This window comes from Amycolatopsis anabasis, assembly GCF_009765355.1.
In the GTDB taxonomy this organism is placed as follows: domain Bacteria; phylum Actinomycetota; class Actinomycetes; order Mycobacteriales; family Pseudonocardiaceae; genus Amycolatopsis; species Amycolatopsis anabasis.
This window is the reverse complement of record NZ_VTHK01000002.1, coordinates 57,481-74,682: the sequence shown is the minus strand read 5'-3', so window position 1 is coordinate 74,682 and position 17,202 is coordinate 57,481. Positions and strand designations below refer to the sequence as shown.

Sequence of the window (17,202 nt, the reverse complement as noted above, 5' to 3'; positions counted from 1 at the left end):
TGCAGCCCGCCCGGGCCGCGCCAGGGGCAACCGCACTAGTACACTTATGAGGAGCTGATGACGAATTCGCCGCGCCCCGCCCCGTATTTGCGCATCGTGGCGGACATCCGGCAGCGCATCACGTCCGGGGAACTTCGGGCGGGCGAACGGGTGCCCTCCACCCGGCGGCTCGTCGACGACTGGGGCGTCGCCATGGCCACGGCCAGCAAGGCGCTGGCCGTGCTCCGCCAGGAGGGCTGGGTGCGCGCGGTTCCCGGCAGCGGGACCGTGGTGAGCGACCGCGTGCGGCAACGGCCCGCGGCCCGGCCGGGGAAACCCGCCGAACCGGCGCTGAGCCGCGATCGCCTGGTGCGTGCGGCGATCGCGCTCGCGGATGCCGAAGGCCGGGCGGCGCTGTCCATGCGCCGGCTCGCGGTCGAACTCGGCGTCGGCGCCATGTCGCTGTACCGCCACGTGCCGGACAAGGACGAACTGCTCCGGCTGATGGCGGACACCGCGTTCGGGGCGGAGGAACTGCCCGAACCCGGTCCGCCGGGCTGGCGCGCGAAACTGGAACTGGCCGCCCGGGTGCAGTGGCGCGCGTACCGGCGGCACCCGTGGCTCGCGCCCATCCTGCTCAACTCGCTCATCCGCCCGCCGGTGGTGGCCAGCGGGTTGCGGCACGTCGACTGGGCGCTGCGGGCCCTGGACGGGCTCGGCCTGGACCGGAACGTCCAGCTGTACGTGGTCATCACGCTGAACGGTTACGTCGGCGGCATCGCGGTGACCAACGCGTTCGAGGTGGAAACCGAGCAGGACACCGGAATCAGCGGCGTGCAGCGGCAGGACGCGGAGATGGGGCTGCTGACCGAACTCCTCGAATCGGGCCGCTTCCCCACCTTCGCCGAGGTTGCGGGCGGCGTCGACACGCTGAACGATCTGGACGAACTGTTCGAGTTCGGCCTGCAACGCCAGCTCGATGGCATCGCCGCCCTGCTCGCCGCGCGGCAATGAGCCCGAATGGTCCTGTGCCCACCCGGCGAATGGGCGGATGCTGGTGGTGTTCCCGCGGACCAGGACCCCGCCCGCGAGAGGAGACGTGGTGCCCCGTGTTGTGGAGTGACAGGCCGGACGCCCGCAAACCCGGCGAACCGTTCAAGGCGGCGTTTCCCACCGGCGCCCGGGTCGAGGTCGCCGGCGGCCAGTTCGCCGGTGACCACGGAACCGTGATCGACGCTTCGCCGGATCTGCGTCCGGGGTCGGTCTGGGTGAACCTGCACCACGCGGGCCGCCACCTCGTACCCGGCATACGGCTCGAGGTGATCGGCACGGTCGAAGAGGTCGAGTAGCGCGCTTGGTGGGAGCACCACGAACTCGCGACACTCGCCGATGAGTCCATTGTGGACACTCGGCTGGTCGGTGACGAGTTCGGCCATCACCTTCGCGCGGCCGCTGGTTGACCGAGCTGCGCTGAGCACGCCGATTTCCGGATTACGGCACCGCGGGGATGATCATGTCGGTAGCATCCCCGCGGTGTTGACGAAAGCTCCCTGGACCTTCCGAAGTGGACCTGCACGGTCGACGTCCAAGCGGGACGCCAGGACTGCGAGGGCGCCGCGCTGTTCGGCGAGATCACCGACAAGGGCAGCACCTTCCCGATCACGGTCAGCCTGCTCGGCGTCGGCCTGATCGGCGTCGCGGTCGTGCTGCGCCTGCGTCCCCGACCGGCCCCGGCGCCGTGGCCCGGTCCGGCGCCGGGATATCCCGCGCCGCACGGCGGATACGGGCAGCCCGCACCTTAAGAGACCTTCAAGGGCGGCTCATCGGGTGGTTTCGGGTGCGTACTCCGGCGGTTCGCGCTCTTACGGTCGGCATCCGTAAGAAGCAAGATCCTCAAGGAGTTGACGCATGCGCTCACGACGCGCGGCCGCCCTCGCGGCGACCTCTACGACTGGAACGGAATCCGGATCGGGGACGCCGCGGGACGGCACCGCGAGATCATCCCGGACGGGAAGCTGTGCAGCGCCCGGACGCCCTGGGTGACCGGCCGCAGGCGATCCCGGTCGAATCCCCGCCGCCTCCCGGTGACGTGCGCGGCAGCGGTGGGCGGGTCGTGCTCGACATGGGGCAGGCTTCCGCGCGGCTGGTCTCGGCCACCCCGGCCGCCGGGTGGCAGGTGCGGGTCTGGGAGGCCGCGGGGTGGATCCGCGTCGACTTCACCCGGGGCGACGGGACCACCAGTTCCTGCTTCGTCACCTGGAACGGCCACCCGCCGATGGTGCGGACCACCTAGGCGAGAGTCGCCGAGGTCGTCCCCGCTTCGAAGAACAGCGCGACCGTCAGCGCGCCGGGATCGACCACCCCGCGGGCGTGCTCGCCGACATAGCTGGCCCGGCCGCGCCGGGCGAGCAGTTGCTCGGTGGCGGCGGCTCCCTCGTGGGCGGCCGCCGCGGCCGCGCGCAACGCCGCCGGGACGTCCGCTCCCGCGGCAGCCGCCGCGGACAGCGCTTCCGCGGCCGGGACCATCGCGTCGACCATCGTCTTGTGCCCCACCTCGGCCAAGCCGAGCCGGCGGACAACAATTTGCGCGTTGTGCGCGGCCTCGGCGAGCGCGGCCGGGGTGATCTCGTTCCCGAAGGCCCGGGCGAATTCGCGAAACCACATGCCGAACAGCGGTCCGCTGGTGCCGCCGGTGTGCAGGAAGGCGTTCGCCACCGCGGTGAACACGGCTTTCGGCGAATCCGGCTCCGCGGCCGCGAGGTTGGCTTCGGCCCGGCGCAGGGCGGAGGCGAGGTTGGTGCCGTAGTCGCCGTCCCCCGCACGGCGGTCGAGTTCGGTGAGATCGGCTCCGCGGCGCGTGATCTCGGCGATGAACCGGTCGATCCAGGCCCGCGTCTCGGCCGTGGTGAAGGTTTCCATCTCTCGCTCCCGTTCGTTCACCAGGTCAGCGCCGGGGTCCGGACCGGCGCGTCCCACAGGTCGACCAGTTCGTCGTCGGCGCGCAGCAGCGTCACCGAACAGCCCCGCATGTCCAGCGAGGTCACGTAGGAACCGACCAGCGACCGCGCCACGTCGATGCCGCGGTCGTCCAGGAACGCGGTCAGCTCGCGGTGGACCACCGAAAGCTCGAGTGCGTGGGTGGCGCCGAGGCCGTTGACGATCGCCAGCACCGAGTCGCCCCGGTCCAGGCCGAGCGCCGCGAGGAGGGGCCGGGTCAGTTCGCCGACGAGTTCACGCGCGGAGCCGAAGGGCCGGCGACCCACCCCGTGCTCGCCGTGGATGCCGACCCCGAATTCGATCTCGCCGTCCGGGAGGTCGAACGACGGCCGCGGCTGCCCGGGTTGCGTGCACGAGGCCAGGGCCAGCGCCATGGTGCGCGCGGACCGGGCGATCCGCGCGCCGAGCGCCTCGAGTTCGGCCAGCGACGCACCCCGTTCCGCGGCGGCGCCGCAGATCTTCTCCACCGCGACGACGGCCGCCGTACCCCGCCGCCCGGGGCCGCCCTCCTCCTGCCCATCGGTGGCGAGGTCGTCGTCCACCAGCACGGACCGCACCTCGATGCCGTCGTCGGCGGCCAGTTCGGCGGCGATCCGGAAGTTCAGCACGTCACCGGTGTAGTTCTTGACGATCAGCAGCACGCCACGCCCGCGGTCCGCGGCGCCGATCGCCGCCCTGATCTGGAACGCGGTGGGGCTGGCGAACACCGCACCCGGAACGGCCGCGTCCAGCATGCCCTCGCCGACGAAACCGGTGTGCAACGGCTCGTGCCCGGAGCCGCCGCCCGACACCAGGGCCACCTTCGGGGCACTCGAGTCCCCGGCGCGCACCACGTAGGCCGGATCTTCGTGGTACCGAATCAGCCCGGGATGGGCCCGCTGCAACCCCTGCAGGGCCTCCGGCACGAAATCCGCCGGGTCGTTCACCAACTGCCGCACCGACATCCAGCGCCTCCTTGCGCGATCGTCGCAACTCATTCGACATTATCGAATGGATTGCGAGCTTAGGATGAGGATCGGCTGTTGTAAAGTGCGGGCGGATGACGGACAGGAGATGGGGCGCACGATGATCCAGTCCGTCGACCGGGCGATGCGGGTCCTCGGCGTGCTGCGGACCGCGCGTCGGCTCGCCCTCTCCGAGATCGCCACCCGGCTGGACCTCGCACCGTCCACTGTGCACGGAATCATCAAAACCCTGCAGGTGCACGGCATGGTGCTGCAGGACCAGGGTTCCGGCCACTACCGGCTCGGCCCGGCCGCGCTCAAACTGGGCAATGTCTACCTGGACACCCTCGAACTCCGGTCCCGGGCCATCACCTGGGCCGGCGAACTGGCCCGCGGCACCGGGTACGCCGTGCGCACCGGGGTGCTGCTCCCGGAGGAGGTGCTGATCGTCCACCACGAACCGCGCCCGGACGGGTCCCGGCAGATGCCCGAGGTCGGCATCGTCATCCCCGCCCACGCCAGCGCGCTCGGCAAGGCGATCCTGGCCTTCTCCCCCGAACACGCCGAGTCCTACCCGGACGGGCCGCTGCGCAGCATGACCCGGGACACGGTGACCGATCCCGCGCGGTTCCGCGCCCAGCTCGACGCGGTGCGCTCACACGCGCTGGCGAGTGAACAAGAAGAAGCCGTCATCGGCGAATGCGGCCTCGCCGCCCCGATCTTCGACGGCTACGGAACCGTCGCCGGGGCCGTCGGCGTGGTCGTCCCGATGCTCGAATGGCCGGTCGGAGACGCCGTCGCCGGGGCCGTGCGCGACGCGGCGCGCACCATCTCCCGCGAACTCGGCGCACCGCACTGGCCGGTTCCCCCGGCCTAACGTCAGTCCACTGTGGTCTTCCGGTGCCGTCGCCGCAGTTTCCACGGCTGCACCGCGCTTTCCAGTTTCACCCGGAAACTCATCTTCGACTCGCCCACCGTCCGGTCGGCGAAGTAGATCGGGACCTCGACCATGCGGCAGTTCTCCCGGACGGCCAGGTAGTTCATCTCGACCTGGAACGCGTACCCGGCGGCGCCGACGCGCGAGAGATCCAGCCTGCGCAAGGTCTCGGCCGACCAGCACTTGAAACCCGCGGTCGCGTCCCGGATCCCCAAACCCAGAATCCGTTCGACGTACCATTCGGCGAAGGCCGAAAGCCAGCGCCGGTTCGTGCCCCATTCCTCGTCGACGCGCCCGCCCGGCACGTAACGGGATCCGATCACGACCTCGGCGCGTGCGGCGAGCGCGGTGCCGAGCAGCCCGGGAATCGCCTCCGGCGGATGGGATCCGTCCGCGTCCATCTGCACCACCCAGTCCGGGCTGGTCTCCAGCGCGGCGGAGAACCCGGCGACATACGCGCGCCCCAGCCCTTCCTTGCGCTCGCGGTGCACGACCGACACTCGCTCGACGGTGGCGGCCAGCTCGTCGGCGACTTGGCCGGTGCCGTCCGGGGAATTGTCGTCGACCACCAGGATCCGCAGTTCCGGCAACGGCAGCGCGAGCAGCCGCTCGACCAGAACGGGGAGCGTTTCCGCCTCGTTGTAGCAGGGCACCACGACGGTGACGCGCTGCCGGGCCCATTTGTCGGGCAGTTCGACCGGCGGGTCGTTACGTTTGGTCACTCGCTCCGCTCCCGGTTTTCCGGCTGGGGATCTTTGGTTGACGTAGCGTAGCCTGCCCGATATAGGGCGACCGTGGGGGCGAACCCGCGCCGGGGCAGGAACGTCATTCCTCGATGGCCCCGCCCACGGCTCGCAGGTGTTCGCGGAACGTCAAGGCCGGGTTCCGCGCGCGCTCGGCGAGGAACGTGTCGAACCCGACCTGGCTGCGCAGGGACGTGCCCGCGCGGATCCGCTCGGCCTGGCGCCGCTCGGTGTCGCGGATCGCCTCCGCGAGCGGGAAAAGCTCCCCGGCGTGCGCGGCCGGTACGAACAGCACGCCGTCGTCGTCGCCCAGCACCAGATCCTCGGGCCCCACCGTCCATGCGCCGACCTGCGCGGACACCAGGGCGTCCGGGGAGCGGTCGTCGAGGCGCAACGGGCCGGTGGGGATCGCCCCGGTGCTGAACACCGGCAACCCGATCGCCCGCAGATCAGCCGTGTCGCGATGCAGGCCCCAGATCACGATTCCGGCGAGCCCGGCGGTCCGCACCTCGAGCGCCACCAGATCGCCGACGCAGCTTTCGTCGGCCCGCCCGCCGTTGTCGACCACCAGCACGTCGCCGGGCACGGCCCGGTCGAGCGCTTCCAGGAAGACGTCGACGCTACCGGCATGCCGCGCGGGAACCACCCGCCCGACTATGCGGCTACCGGGCTCCATCGCACGCACGAGCGCGGGCGCACAGCGCACCGGAATCCGCGCACGAAGGCAGGCATCCGCGACATGGGCGGTCGTCAACCCCGCGAATCGCCGCCGAAGCTCTTCGTTCTCCATACTTCATCCTACGGTCCCGGCTGTCGCGAGTCCCCCGTTCCGGACGGGTGAGTTCCCCGTTCCGGTCTACCGAGTTCCCCATTCCGGTAGGCGAGTTCCGCACCCGGGCGCCGGGCGAGCGGGAACCGCGCACTCGACTGCCCGAACGCAAAGTGCCCGGTCCCGAACGTGCAACTCGCGTGCCCGAACGTAGAACTCGCGGCAGGCGGTCCACTCGGGGCGCTAGTCCAGGATGGGCACCGGGTTCAGGTAGGTCAGGTCCACGAGTTCGGTGTAGGGGCACCGGTTCCGCACGGCCTCGGCGGCGGCCGTGGTGTCCGTGGCGGGTGTCATCGGCGCGAGGAACGCGTCGTGGTGGCAGAAGATCGTCCTGCCGGGCCGCAGCATCTCGATCTCGCGGACGAGGAATTCCGCGAGGGTGCCCTGGAAGGGTTCGCCGTCGAGGTTGGGCCGCCCGGCGGCGGCGAGCACCGCGACGTCGGGCCGCAGTCCGCGCAGGATCGGGCTCCAGCAGCCGGCGCTGGCGCTCCACAGGATCGAGCCGCGCGGAGTTTCCACGAGGTACATCAGCTGCCCGCCGTCGAAGGACGAGTACGGGCTCGTCAGCCCGCGGTAGTACACGAGGATTTCCGGAGGCGTGTCGGGGCTTCCGAACAGCTCGGAATTCAGCACCCGGGCGAGCCGCTCCTGGTGGCTCACGCCGAGATCACCGAGGCATTCCGCGCCGGAGTCCCAGCGCCGCGGGGTGAACAAGCACGAGTGCAGGCTGGGGTAAACCCGCACCCGCACGTCGTGCCCGCAGTCCACGGTTTCCCCGCCGGACACCGGCAGCACCTGGGCCTCGGGCACCCCGGCCTCCCGCATCAGCCGGATGCTCTCGTACGAACCGACGATGGTGGCGCCGCCGTTCTTGGCGACGACATCGGCGCCGAGGATGTGGTCGATGTGCGCATGACTGATGAACGCGAAATCGGCGGAAAGGTCCGCCGCGCTCACCCCCACCTGGGGTGCGGACGCGGGCCGGTCGACGAACGTGTCGAGCAGCAGGGTCAATCCGCCGATCCGGATCCGGTAGGTCGTGCAGCCCAGCCATTCCAGGCTCAACGCGTCATCGATCATGACCTCGACCCTAGACCTGCGCGACGCGAATGTCCTTGACCTCGACCATTCTGGAGGTTGGATACTGGCGGCGAACTCCTCGGGAAAGGAACGGCAATGCGGAAAGCACTGGTGCGCGGCCGCGGATTCGGACGGGTGTTGATTTCGCTGACCTCGCTGGCCACCGCCGTCGGCCCCTACCGGGCCGATTGGAACGAAACGCACGTGTTCAACCCGAACTGGCCGCCGCACGCCAAGTTTCACAACGGGCAGACCATGAGCATGGGGCTGTCCCTCGGGCTCGCCAGCCTCTACCAGCTCTGGCGCGCACCCGGTTCGGCCCGGACCAGCCTGGACACCGCCGCCGTTCTGGCGTCCCTGTACTGGGTGACCCAGATTTCCGCGCTCGCCTACCCGGGCGCCGAGGCCACCGATCCGCCGAACACCGCGAAGTTCCCGCAGGCCAAGATCGCGCTGCCCGCCCTGGCGGTCACCGCGCTCGGCTACGTCCTCGAACGCCGCCGCATCACCCGGCGGGCGCGGCGCGAAACCGACTGAGCTGGTTGCTCGTTTCGCGGGCTCCCGGCGACGTTCGGGAAACCCGGAGTAACAAAGGGAAGAAAGGGCGGGCGGTTGGCCGCGGCCACCGGGTGTGTGGCCTGGATGAGACCGCGTGGTACAGCTGAGCGACTGGTCCGGGTACGGCCTCGGTTAGGCGGTAAGCCCGCGGGTCGCGGGCAGCGTGCCGACCCCGCTGTAGCGAGGCCACGCCTTCCTGCGGCAACCCCCGCCCTTCCACCGTAGCGACACCGACACGCCGGGCAATCAGCCGATCGGGCACCATGTGGGGACCTCCCGAGCACCGGTCCGTGCATCCGCACGGGAGCCGAGGCTGGGCCTACTTCCCGGCGGACTTCGGCGTCCACAAAGGATAGTCGATCCCGGCGAGCCGGTTGATCAGGAGGCCCTGCGCGGTGATCAGCAGGACGCCGAGGAACATGACGACGAGCTGGTGCGGGGTGCGCAGCAGCCCGAGCGCGATGATCAGCGTGGTCGCGGCGGCGGGTGGATGGCTGACCCGGAGCAGGGGCATGAGCCCGCACGTCAGCCCGAGGGCGATGGCGGCCGAGCCCACCCGGGGCACGGTCACGTCGTCGAGGTGGGGCGGGGTGGTCAGCAGCCCGGTGACCGCGAGCCCGAGCGCGCCCGCTCCGATGCCGACCAGGTGCCCCAGCACGGTGTTCCGCGGGCTGGCCGCGGGGACCAGGGGTGTCGAGAACAGCAGGAAGGCGGTCGGGCCGAGGGAGGGGAACACCAGCGGCTGGTGGGTAAGCATCGCGGCGACCGCGATCAGCGCGATCGAGAGGAACGAATTGATCGCGGAGTACCCGACCGCGACGAGCTTCGGATGGTACCGCCGCTGGAGGTTGTTCAGGTGCAGCCTGGCCAGGCCACGAGTGCTCACCGCGGTTCCCAGTCGCGGTAAACGGTGCAGATCCCGTCCTGCGCGGAAGTCTTCGTCCGGCACGAACCGGTACAATTCACCCCGTGCGTCGAGCGCATTGTCTTGTCGCGGCTCCACTGCTCCACGCCATCGAGTAGACCAGGCCTCAACCGGAACGCGCCAGCGAAAACCGCCTCATTCGATCAGGTAGCAAAAACGCCTGGTCCGTCTGTGCCAGGCCGGTCCGGGCAAATGTTTCGAATGGCGCATTCTTCCGCCTTCCGTACGATCGAATTCCGCACGAAGTTCGCGTATCGGCCGGAGCGGAGGAAACTTCCTTGGAAACCATCACCTTCGCGCTCATCTCGGTCGCGCTGTTCGCCGCCATCCGGCACTGGCCGAGGCCGCGGATCATCGGACTCTGGGCGCTCGCCCTGGTGGTCGCCCTCCTCGTCTTCGACCACCACGTGACCTCCGCCCTCAACCTGCTCGGCGGCTTCGTCGTGCGGTCAGCCGCGTTCCTTCTGCCGCCTGCGGTGGTCGGCCACATGGGCGCGGTTCGCGCACTGCGTGGAACAGAACCGCCTGCGCCCGTTGCGCGAGGTGTCCACGAACACGAGATCGCAGCCCGCGCGGCCGCAGGCGCCGATCCGGCGCGGGTCTTCGCAGAGCGCGTGGGCCAGCCCGCCCGTGGTGTAGGCCTTGATGCGGTGGACGATCGGCGCGTCGCTCGCCGCGTAGTGGAAATGCGGCGGCCGGCCGTCGTGCTGGGTGATGTAGGGCCGGGCGGCGACGATCGCGAGCAGCTCGTTGAGCAGCCGCACCCGCTCCTCGAGGACCGGTTCGTGGAAGACCGGGCGCAGGCGGGCGGCCCAGCGGACCAGTTCCCGCGCCTCCTCGGCGTTCACGCGGCAGGCGGGCCGGTAGTCGTAGGCCTTGATGATGTCCTCGAAGGTCTCCGAGGTCGCATCCGGCCCGGCGTTCACGACGGTGGCGGCGAGTTGCGCCGCCACGCCGCCGTAAGGGTTGAACTGCACCCAGCCATTACAGCAGGCTCGGCGCGCGCACACCACCTTCGGCGCCGCTACGACTCCTGGCTGAGCGCCACCCACTTCAGCTTCTCTTGCTGCCGACGGGAAAGCCCGGCGACGACGAGGTCGTAGGAGTCCTCGATCATCTCGCGCACGAGCTGGTCCGGCACCGAACCGTCCAGCACGACGGTGTTCCAGTGCTTCTTGTTCAGGTGGTAGCCCGCGGTGATCGCGGCATGGTCCAAACGCAACTGAATCGCGAGATCGGGGTCGCATTTGACACTCACCCGCAGCGGCCGGGCCCCCAATGCGCTGAGCGCGAACATCTTCCCGGCGACCTTGAACACGCTGGTCTCCTCCCCGAAGGGAAACTCCTCACGCGCGCCGGGAAAACCCAGGCATGTCTTCCGCAGAGCCGCAGGCGTCATCGGCCCACCCTAACCCGGGCCGGAACGGGTTTTGGGACGCCCCGATCGGGGACGTCCCAAAATCCGGTGGTGCGGTGCCGATCAGCCGACCTGGGTTTTGCCCAGAACGGTGTCCTGATCCGGCGGGTCCAGGGCCAGCTCCACGTCGAACTCCGCGAGGCTGGGGTCCGTGGCGTCGGTCTTGATGTGCGAGGTGGCCTTCGGGTCGACCGAGGTGGTCGCCTCGCCGGCCGGAGTCCCCTGCGGGATCGTGAACTCGACGGTGCCTTCGGCCTTGAAGGTCAACGCACCCTCCGCGGGCACCTCCGTGTCCGGAATCGGCACCTCGATGGGCAGCGGAACGGACTGGCCGCTGCTGACCTTGAGCGTCACCGAGGACTTGATCGCGCCGGACAGCTTCTTGATACCCACCAGCCGCAGGCCGTCACCGGCTGCCTGACCGGCGTCCACATCGATGGAGAACGGCACCGAAACCTTCTCGCCCGCCTTGACCGAGGCCGGAATCTCGGCGTGGATCACCGATTTCACGGTCTGCTCACCGATGATCGGGAAGGCGCCCTTCCAGGTCAGCTCCTTGTCCGCCGCCTGAGCCATACCGGCACCGAACACGCCCACTACGACCGCGACGATCGCGGCCACAACCCCGGTTCCGGCCGCCCACCTGCGGGCAGGGCGCACCATAGTTGCCGTCATTAGCAGTTCCTTTCCTCATTGAATGAGAACACAGACAAACAACTGGGGCTGATCCGCGAGGCAACCCCGAGCTGGAGATTAGTGTGCGATTACCCAACCTTCAAGGCTCCCGAACATTATTTTCGAGATCGGCGACGAATTATCATATTCGGCCCGATTCTACGAAATAGAAGCTGACCGGGATGATAAATTCGCGGCCCGGCCGGGGCCTGGCAGGAAGGTGAGCCTTCCCGCGGCAGGGAGGCTGCCCGGCATGACAAAAGGTACCTCAACCTGCACGTCGGCCACCGGCGGCCGGTTCGCGGTGATCGGCGAGCCGGTGGCGGCACACCCTGCGCCGAACGCCGTTTTCCCGGGACCGCCGTGCCGATGGCGGGCTGAACGCGATAGTTGTCAGCGAATTGCGAGGACTCCGCCGGGGAACATTTCCCGGGGTGACAGTATTCACCGATCCGGTCCCCTTTCGCCACCGCTCGGCTTGCCGGATTCGCGGCCGCGCGGGCACTATTCTCCGCTATGGCGGCGGTCCGGAAGTGGCGGGTGCTGGTATTCGGCATGCTCGTGGCCGGGATCGTCCCGGCGACGTCCGCCGGGGCCGCGTCGGGGCGGGTCGATCCCGAAGATCTGGGCGCTTCGCCCGGCGCCGGAACCGCGGCGGTGACCGCCATCGCCGAGGACGGCCGGGTGATCGGGCTCAGCGGCGGGCACGGCGTGGTCTGGGATTCCGGCCGCGTTCTCGACCTCGGCGCGGGGGCCGTTCCGCGCGCGGTCAGCAATCGCGAGCTGGACCCGGACCAGGGAGCGGAAGCCGCCGTGCGCTGCGACACCGGCGGGTGCGCCCTGCTGCCGAACTCGGACAGACTCACCGTCACCGACGTTTCGGTCAGCGCGATCAACGACTTCGGTCAGATCGCCGGTACCCTGCGGACCCCGGCCGGAACCGCCGCCAGGGAACCGCACCCGTTCCTGTGGCGACGCGGCACGATGATCGACCTCGGCCCGCTCCCCGAGGGCACCGAAACCGCCGCCGTCGACGTCGACAACGCCGGTGAGATCGTCGGAACGAGCACCCGCGCCGACGTCGAGCGCCCGGTGCGGTGGCGCCTCAGTCCTGCCGCGGAACGGGCGGGACGGGCTGCTGCCCGGACACGATCCGCTCCGCCTGCGCGATGACCGCGTCCTCCCATTCGGCCGGGAGGACGGCGAAGACGCCGTCGTCGACGGCCCGCAACGCGTTCTCCGCGACCACGCCCGGCTCCACTCCCTCGGCGGACATACCGGTGGCGACCAGCGCCGGGCAGATCATGCTGACCCGCACCGGGGTCCCGGCCAGGGCCATCGCCGCGTGCTGCGCGACGGCGGTCACCGCGTGTTTCGACGGGCCGTACGCGCCGCCTCCGGGAAAGACCGCGAGGCCGGCGAGTGACGCGGTGATCAGCACGTGAGCGGGCTCGCCGGTGGCGAGCAGCTTCGGCACGAAGGCGCGAAGGCCGTTGACGACCCCGCCGACGTTCACGCCGAACACGCGGTCCCAGTCGCCGGGCGGCACCTCCCACGGCGCGCCCAGCGACCGGCCCACGATCCCGGCGTTCAGGCAGATCAACCGCGCCCGCGGAGCCTGCTCGGCGAGCGCGGTCATCGCGTCCGGATCGGCGACATCGGTCACCACACCGGTCGCGCCGAGCCTCGTCGCCGTCGCGGAAAGGGCGTCGGCGTCGACGTCGGCCAGGACCAGGCGAGTTCCCTTCGCGTGGAGCGCCTCGGCCAGCGCACGCCCGATCCCGCTCGCCGCGCCGGTGATGACCGCGGTCGGGGTGGTCAAGGTGGCCTCCAGCGGATCGGGATCGGGCGGAACGATCAGCCAGCAGGCTAGTAGGCGCTTTTCCGGGACACGGCGACCAGGGGTGGCGGAAGGTCAGCCCTTCCGCCACCCCTGGGTTCCCTAGCCCCTTGGCCTAGCCGTGGTTTCCGGTGCCGACGGTGTTGCCGTTGCCACCGTTGCTGTTCCCGTTGCCACCGTTGTTGTTGTTCCCGATATTGTTGCCATTGCCACCGATGTTGCCCTGACCGGCATTGTTCCCACTGCCACTGTTGAGGTTTCCCGGTCCGCCGCTGACCGTCAGCGCGACCTGGCGGCCGCCGATCAGCAGCGGCGGAACGACGTGGAACCCGCCGGGGTGGACGTTACCCGTGCCGACGATGTTCCCGCTGCCACCGTTGCTGTTCCCGTTGCCACCGTTGTTGTTGTTCCCGATATTGTTGCCGTTACCACCGATGTTGCCCTGACCGGCATTGTTCCCACTGCCACCGTTGGTGTTACCCGGGCCGCCCTCATCGGCCAGCACGACCTGACGACCGGCGCCCCCGGAGTTGCCGCTGCCGACGGCGTTCTGGCTGCCGCCGTTGCTGTTCCCGTTGCCGCCGTTGTTGGCCGAGCCGAGGTTGTTGCCGTTGCCGCCGGTGTTGTTCTGACCTGCGTTGTTGCCACTACCACCGTTGAGGTTCCCGGCGGGAACGATGTTGTTGTTCAGGACGTTGACGTTGGAAACGAGGGGTTGGCTGAGCAATTGGCCATCGACAGGCGGGCCGGGCTCGGCGAATGCCGGCGCCCCCATGAACAGCATTCCAGCCGTCGCCGCGCCGACAACCAGCACGTTTTTGACCACGGGTTTCTCCTTCTTTGATTTACCTGATCAACACATAACGCGATGCCCCGTCAGGCATGGCGGATTCGACAGCAAATCCACGGTGAACTCGGATTCCTTGATCCGGAAACTGTACGCAGGTCAGCTTCTGAAGTGGGTCTCCTGTTCGCAACGGGTCAGTGCCGCGCATACGTTAGCGCAGACGCCGAACCGCCTTCCATGCCCATCACCCCAAAGAGGTCGAATTTCCGGAACGTGAACTCGGAACGCCGGAAATTGATCTTCTGAATTGTGAAAGGCGGGCCGACTCTTTTGTGTTCGAGCTAACCTGGATGGCCCAGTAAATGATCAAGCAAGCCATTCGACGGCATGACTTTCCGCGAACCCGGGTCACGCTTTCAGGTCATGGGGCGCGCTGACTTGGAGTAGCGGCGAACTGCGGCGCGGAGAACCCGAGGGCCCGGTGACCTTCCAGTGGGTGCGCGCGACCAGGCCCGATCGCTGAATCAGCCCGCGCGGGCGGTGATGACCGGGCGTTCGGTGTCGCCGCTGTTGACGTTGGTGCGCCGGTGCCAGCGCAGTTCGTCCCCGCTGGTGAACTCGACGGTCACGGTGTCGTGGAACGGCGATTCGGCGAAGTACCAGTCGAGTGTCAGCACGTCCGGGGCGGTCCAGCGGGCGCCGGCGAGGACCCGCATCGACTCCGGCTGGTACGAGTGGTGCAACTGCCAGCCGGTGACGCCGGTGCTCGATTCGGCCCAGGCGGCCAGCCCGCACCGGACGCCGTGCGCGCCCCGGGCGTCTTCGAGCGTGACGACCAGTTCGTCGGCCTCCCGCCGGAACGAGATCGCCTCGACGCCGTCGGGGTTGGCGGCGCACCGGAACCGCTTCCCGTCGACGTCCACCGCCGCGGGCACCGAGGACAGCTCCGGCGCGTCCCCGGTGCCCGCCAAGGCGGCCGCCAGCCGCTCGTCCCCGGCCACCGACGGCGTCCCGGAGAACGCCGGGACGAGTTCGTCGTGCAGCAGCCCGGAAAGCAACCGGTGCCTGCCGTGCCGGATGCTGCCGGTGGTGGCGACGACCGCGTCGTGGTGCGGCAGCACGAACACGTCCTGGCCGAACATTCCGGACGCGCGGTACGCCCCGTCGACGTCCAGCCAGATCTGGTAGCCGTATCCCTCGGCGCGTTCCTCGGACTCGCCCGGATCCCGCGGGACGAATTCCGCGCCGTTCCAGGCGCCGGCGTGGGCGTTTTCGACGTGCCAGCCGGTGGCCGCGCGCACCCAGCCGTCCGGCAGGACCCGCCGCCCGCACCAGATGCCGTCGTGCAGGTGCAGCACGCCCCACTTGAGGAAGTCGACACTGCGCAGGCTCAACCCGTTGCCGCCCGAACAGATCCCCTCCGGATCGGTGTCCCAGCTGTGCCCGGAGAACCCGAGCGGTTCGAACAGCCGCGGCCGGAGGTACTCGAAGACGGTCACCCCGGCCGCGCGCTGCACGATCGCCGAGAGGATGTGCGAACTCGCGCTGGAATACGTGAACGCCTTGCCGGGCGGGAACTCCACCTCCGCGCGCAGGAACTCCTCGACCCAGCTCGTGGTGAGCAGCCGCCACGTCTTGCCGGACAGTCCGACGCGGTGCCCGGTGCGCATGGTGAGCAGATCCTCGACCGTCATCGCCCGCAGGTTCGCCGACGCGTTCGCGGGCACCTGCTCCGGGAAGAACGACGCCACCGTGTCGTCGAGCCGGATCAGGTTCTCCGCGAGCGCGAATCCGGCGGCGGTGCCGACGAACGACTTCGTCGCCGAATGCATCATATGCGGCCGGTCGGCCCGGTACGGCCACCAGTACTGATCGAGCACCAGCCGCCCGCCGCGGTAGATCAGCAGGCTGTCCAGCGAGATCTCCCGCTCCCGCAGCGTGCTCACGAACCGCTGGACGACATGGGCGTCCACCCCGGCCTCGGAGGGGGCGGCGACGGTGAACGGGTGGTGGGCAGAGGTCACGAACGCTCCTGTACACGGGATTTGCCGGAGCCCTTGCGGTCGGCGAGCCGCTCGGCCAGCCGGGAAAGGGCGATGTTGACAACGATGTAGAGCACGCCGACACCGGCGTACGCCTGGATGAAGTTCCCGCTGAACTCGCCGAGCACCTTGCCGTTGTTGAGCAGTTCGGCGAGGCCGACGACGTAGCCGAGGCTGGATTCCTTGATCACCCGCACCGTCTGGCTCACCAGCGCCGGGGTCAGCGCCCGGGCCGCCTGCGGGAGCACGATGAACGCCATCACCTCCCAGTGGCGCAGGCCGATCGCCTTGCCCGCCTCGCTCTGCCCGCGCCCGATCGCGAGGATCCCGGCGCGGACGATCTCGGCGAAGATCGCGCCGGCGTGCGCGACGATCGCCAGCACGAGTTGCCAGAACAGCGGCAGGCGCACCCCGAGCATCGGCAGCCCGAACATGAAGAAGAACAGGATCAGCAGCAGCGGCATCGCGCGGAAGAACTCGATCACCGCGGCCGAGGGCAGGCTGAGCCAGCGGGTCCTGCTGAGCCTGCCCAGGGCGAGCAGGACCCCCAGGGACACCGACAGCGCCGTCGAAACCAGGCCGACCACGAGCGTCATCCACAAGCCCTGCAGCAGGAAGCGCAGCATGGCGCCGTCGGCGAGGACCGCCCAGCGGTCCGGGTCGAGCTGGCCGGAGTGGCCGAGCTGGAGCAGCAACGCCGCCACGACGCCGAGCAGCGCCAGCCCGCAGAGCACCGAAACCGTGCGCAGGCGCGCCTTCGCCTTCGGGCCGAGGGAATCGAACAGGACGTCCTCGTTCATCGCAGCACCCGCGCCCTTCGCTCGATCAGCCGGATGGCGAGGCTGACGACCAGGTTGATGGCCAGATATCCGCACGCGGCGACCACGAACGCGAGGATCGGCTCCGCGGTGTCCAGGTTGAACGACCGGGTTTCCAGCGTCAGCTCGGCGACGCCGACCGCCGCCCCGAGCGCCGAGCCGAGCGCGGTGTTGATCAGGATCGTGCCGAGCGGCTGCACCATCGCCCGGAACGCCTGCGGCAGCAGGACATCGGTGACGACCCGGCGGAAGGGCAGCCCGATCGCGCGCGCCGCCTCCACCTGCCCCCGGTCCACCGCGCGAATACCGGCGCGGACCGTTTCGCAGACGTACGCGCCGAAGTAGATCCCGAGCCCCAGCACCAGGCACCAGAACAGCGGGATGAGCAGCCCCGCGTCCGGCAGCCCGAAGATGATCAGGACGACGATCAGCAGCAGCGGCGAGTTGCGCACGATGTCGACATAGAGCCCGCCCACGATCCGCAGCGGCCGAACCGGGCTGATCCGGCAGATCGCCAGGGCCGAACCGAGGACGAGCGCCAGCGGGTACGCGCACACCGTCAGCAGCAGCGTGGTGTAGAAGCCGTCGAGGATTTCCCCGCCGTGGTCGAAAAGCACCGACATGACACTCC

The 17,202-nt window shown here is 69.5% G+C and carries 20 protein-coding genes and 1 pseudogene; 7 read left to right on the top strand and 14 right to left on the bottom strand.

Annotated features, from left to right (window positions below; genetic code table 11):
• Positions 1 to 57 precede the first annotated feature (57 nt).
• From FXO23_RS02530 to FXO23_RS02520, 3 genes are all read left to right on the top strand, one after another.
• The gene (locus tag FXO23_RS02530; protein ID WP_158880320.1) at positions 58 to 993 is read left to right on the top strand and encodes a TetR/AcrR family transcriptional regulator C-terminal domain-containing protein; all 936 of its coding nucleotides are present in this window, start codon (positions 58 to 60) and stop codon (positions 991 to 993) included.
• 98 nt (positions 994 to 1,091) lie between these two features.
• Positions 1,092 to 1,328 carry a hypothetical protein gene (locus FXO23_RS02525; RefSeq protein WP_218951878.1) on the top strand — a complete coding sequence of 79 codons (237 nt, stop codon included), beginning with the start codon at positions 1,092 to 1,094 and terminating at the stop codon, positions 1,326 to 1,328.
• Between the two features lie 668 nt (positions 1,329 to 1,996).
• Positions 1,997 to 2,272, top strand: a complete 276-nt coding sequence (locus FXO23_RS02520) for a hypothetical protein (RefSeq protein ID WP_158880316.1) — start codon at positions 1,997 to 1,999, stop codon at positions 2,270 to 2,272.
• On the opposite strand, the gene dhaL is transcribed toward FXO23_RS02520, so the two are convergent.
• Positions 2,269 to 2,898: a dihydroxyacetone kinase subunit DhaL gene (gene dhaL, locus FXO23_RS02515; protein ID WP_158880314.1), complete on the bottom strand. Its 630-nt coding sequence runs from the start codon at positions 2,896 to 2,898 to the stop codon at positions 2,269 to 2,271. The two genes, FXO23_RS02520 and dhaL, sit on opposite strands and share 4 nt — an antisense overlap.
• A gap of 17 nt (positions 2,899 to 2,915) precedes the next feature.
• Positions 2,916 to 3,920, bottom strand: a complete 1,005-nt coding sequence (gene dhaK, locus FXO23_RS02510) for a dihydroxyacetone kinase subunit DhaK (protein WP_158880312.1) — start codon at positions 3,918 to 3,920, stop codon at positions 2,916 to 2,918.
• Positions 3,921 to 4,041: 121 nt separating this feature from the next.
• Between dhaK and FXO23_RS02505 the strand changes: the two genes are divergently transcribed.
• Positions 4,042 to 4,797: an IclR family transcriptional regulator gene (locus tag FXO23_RS02505; RefSeq protein WP_158880310.1), complete on the top strand. Its 756-nt coding sequence runs from the start codon at positions 4,042 to 4,044 to the stop codon at positions 4,795 to 4,797.
• 2 nt (positions 4,798 to 4,799) lie between these two features.
• Here the strand turns inward: FXO23_RS02505 and FXO23_RS02500 are convergent, their stop codons facing one another.
• The 3 genes from FXO23_RS02500 to FXO23_RS02490 form a co-directional block, all read right to left on the bottom strand.
• Positions 4,800 to 5,579 (bottom strand): polyprenol monophosphomannose synthase, encoded by a 780-nt coding sequence (locus FXO23_RS02500; RefSeq protein ID WP_158880308.1) that lies wholly within the window; start codon positions 5,577 to 5,579, stop codon positions 4,800 to 4,802.
• A 103-nt stretch (positions 5,580 to 5,682) separates the two neighbouring features.
• A complete protein-coding gene (locus FXO23_RS02495; protein ID WP_158880306.1) occupies positions 5,683 to 6,390 on the bottom strand; it encodes an RraA family protein in 708 nt (235 codons plus the stop codon).
• A gap of 222 nt (positions 6,391 to 6,612) precedes the next feature.
• Entirely contained in the window at positions 6,613 to 7,509 is an 897-nt protein-coding gene (locus FXO23_RS02490; RefSeq protein ID WP_158880304.1) for an MBL fold metallo-hydrolase, read from the bottom strand.
• A gap of 96 nt (positions 7,510 to 7,605) precedes the next feature.
• Between FXO23_RS02490 and FXO23_RS02485 the strand changes: the two genes are divergently transcribed.
• Positions 7,606 to 8,046, top strand: a complete 441-nt coding sequence (locus FXO23_RS02485; protein ID WP_158880302.1) for a DUF6640 family protein — start codon at positions 7,606 to 7,608, stop codon at positions 8,044 to 8,046.
• Positions 8,047 to 8,386: 340 nt separating this feature from the next.
• Here FXO23_RS02485 and FXO23_RS02480 read toward each other — a convergent pair whose 3' ends face one another.
• The gene (locus FXO23_RS02480; RefSeq protein WP_246256843.1) at positions 8,387 to 8,953 is read right to left on the bottom strand and encodes an HPP family protein; all 567 of its coding nucleotides are present in this window, start codon (positions 8,951 to 8,953) and stop codon (positions 8,387 to 8,389) included.
• 317 nt (positions 8,954 to 9,270) lie between these two features.
• Here FXO23_RS02480 and FXO23_RS52635 point away from each other — a divergent pair.
• Positions 9,271 to 9,408, top strand: a pseudogene (locus FXO23_RS52635) (DUF5993 family protein); the annotation flags it as partial.
• A gap of 33 nt (positions 9,409 to 9,441) precedes the next feature.
• Here the strand turns inward: FXO23_RS52635 and FXO23_RS02475 are convergent.
• From FXO23_RS02475 to FXO23_RS02465, 3 genes are all read right to left on the bottom strand, one after another.
• Positions 9,442 to 9,969 carry a CGNR zinc finger domain-containing protein gene (locus FXO23_RS02475; RefSeq protein WP_158880300.1) on the bottom strand — a complete coding sequence of 176 codons (528 nt, stop codon included), beginning with the start codon at positions 9,967 to 9,969 and terminating at the stop codon, positions 9,442 to 9,444.
• Between the two features lie 47 nt (positions 9,970 to 10,016).
• Positions 10,017 to 10,391 (bottom strand): MmcQ/YjbR family DNA-binding protein, encoded by a 375-nt coding sequence (locus FXO23_RS02470; protein WP_158880298.1) that lies wholly within the window; start codon positions 10,389 to 10,391, stop codon positions 10,017 to 10,019.
• A gap of 81 nt (positions 10,392 to 10,472) precedes the next feature.
• Positions 10,473 to 11,084 carry a DUF6801 domain-containing protein gene (locus tag FXO23_RS02465; RefSeq protein ID WP_158880296.1) on the bottom strand — a complete coding sequence of 204 codons (612 nt, stop codon included), beginning with the start codon at positions 11,082 to 11,084 and terminating at the stop codon, positions 10,473 to 10,475.
• A 516-nt stretch (positions 11,085 to 11,600) separates the two neighbouring features.
• Here FXO23_RS02465 and FXO23_RS02460 point away from each other — a divergent pair.
• Positions 11,601 to 12,257, top strand: coding sequence for a hypothetical protein (locus FXO23_RS02460; RefSeq protein ID WP_158880294.1), 657 nt, complete (start codon positions 11,601 to 11,603; stop codon positions 12,255 to 12,257).
• Here the strand turns inward: FXO23_RS02460 and FXO23_RS02455 are convergent.
• The 5 genes from FXO23_RS02455 to FXO23_RS02435 form a co-directional block, all read right to left on the bottom strand.
• Entirely contained in the window at positions 12,190 to 12,906 is a 717-nt protein-coding gene (locus tag FXO23_RS02455; RefSeq protein ID WP_158880292.1) for an SDR family oxidoreductase, read from the bottom strand. The genes FXO23_RS02460 and FXO23_RS02455 overlap by 68 nt on opposite strands.
• 133 nt (positions 12,907 to 13,039) lie before the next feature.
• Entirely contained in the window at positions 13,040 to 13,750 is a 711-nt protein-coding gene (locus FXO23_RS02450; RefSeq protein WP_158880290.1) for a hypothetical protein, read from the bottom strand.
• 485 nt (positions 13,751 to 14,235) lie between these two features.
• Positions 14,236 to 15,735 carry a serine hydrolase domain-containing protein gene (locus FXO23_RS02445; RefSeq protein ID WP_158880288.1) on the bottom strand — a complete coding sequence of 500 codons (1,500 nt, stop codon included), beginning with the start codon at positions 15,733 to 15,735 and terminating at the stop codon, positions 14,236 to 14,238.
• Entirely contained in the window at positions 15,732 to 16,553 is an 822-nt protein-coding gene (locus FXO23_RS02440; RefSeq protein ID WP_158880286.1) for an amino acid ABC transporter permease, read from the bottom strand. Before FXO23_RS02440 ends, FXO23_RS02445 begins: the two co-directional genes overlap by 4 nt.
• Positions 16,550 to 17,194: an amino acid ABC transporter permease gene (locus tag FXO23_RS02435; protein ID WP_158880284.1), complete on the bottom strand. Its 645-nt coding sequence runs from the start codon at positions 17,192 to 17,194 to the stop codon at positions 16,550 to 16,552. Before FXO23_RS02435 ends, FXO23_RS02440 begins: the two co-directional genes overlap by 4 nt.
• Between the last annotated feature and the right edge of the window lie 8 nt (positions 17,195 to 17,202).

Bases quoted from the DNA above. Each gene is read 5' to 3' on its own strand.
- FXO23_RS02530 (WP_158880320.1), top strand. From the start codon at position 58: ATGACGAATTCGCCGCGCCCCGCCCCGTATTTGCGCATCGTGGCGGAC.
- dhaL (WP_158880314.1), bottom strand. From the start codon at position 2,898: ATGGAAACCTTCACCACGGCCGAGACGCGGGCCTGGATCGACCGGTTC.
- dhaK (WP_158880312.1), bottom strand. From the start codon at position 3,920: ATGTCGGTGCGGCAGTTGGTGAACGACCCGGCGGATTTCGTGCCGGAG.
- FXO23_RS02505 (WP_158880310.1), top strand. From the start codon at position 4,042: ATGATCCAGTCCGTCGACCGGGCGATGCGGGTCCTCGGCGTGCTGCGG.
- FXO23_RS02495 (WP_158880306.1), bottom strand. From the start codon at position 6,390: ATGGAGAACGAAGAGCTTCGGCGGCGATTCGCGGGGTTGACGACCGCC.
- FXO23_RS02490 (WP_158880304.1), bottom strand. From the start codon at position 7,509: ATGATCGATGACGCGTTGAGCCTGGAATGGCTGGGCTGCACGACCTAC.
- FXO23_RS02485 (WP_158880302.1), top strand. From the start codon at position 7,606: ATGCGGAAAGCACTGGTGCGCGGCCGCGGATTCGGACGGGTGTTGATT.
- FXO23_RS02470 (WP_158880298.1), bottom strand. From the start codon at position 10,391: ATGACGCCTGCGGCTCTGCGGAAGACATGCCTGGGTTTTCCCGGCGCG.
- FXO23_RS02465 (WP_158880296.1), bottom strand. From the start codon at position 11,084: ATGACGGCAACTATGGTGCGCCCTGCCCGCAGGTGGGCGGCCGGAACC.
- FXO23_RS02460 (WP_158880294.1), top strand. From the start codon at position 11,601: ATGGCGGCGGTCCGGAAGTGGCGGGTGCTGGTATTCGGCATGCTCGTG.
- FXO23_RS02440 (WP_158880286.1), bottom strand. From the start codon at position 16,553: ATGAACGAGGACGTCCTGTTCGATTCCCTCGGCCCGAAGGCGAAGGCG.
- FXO23_RS02435 (WP_158880284.1), bottom strand. From the start codon at position 17,194: ATGTCGGTGCTTTTCGACCACGGCGGGGAAATCCTCGACGGCTTCTAC.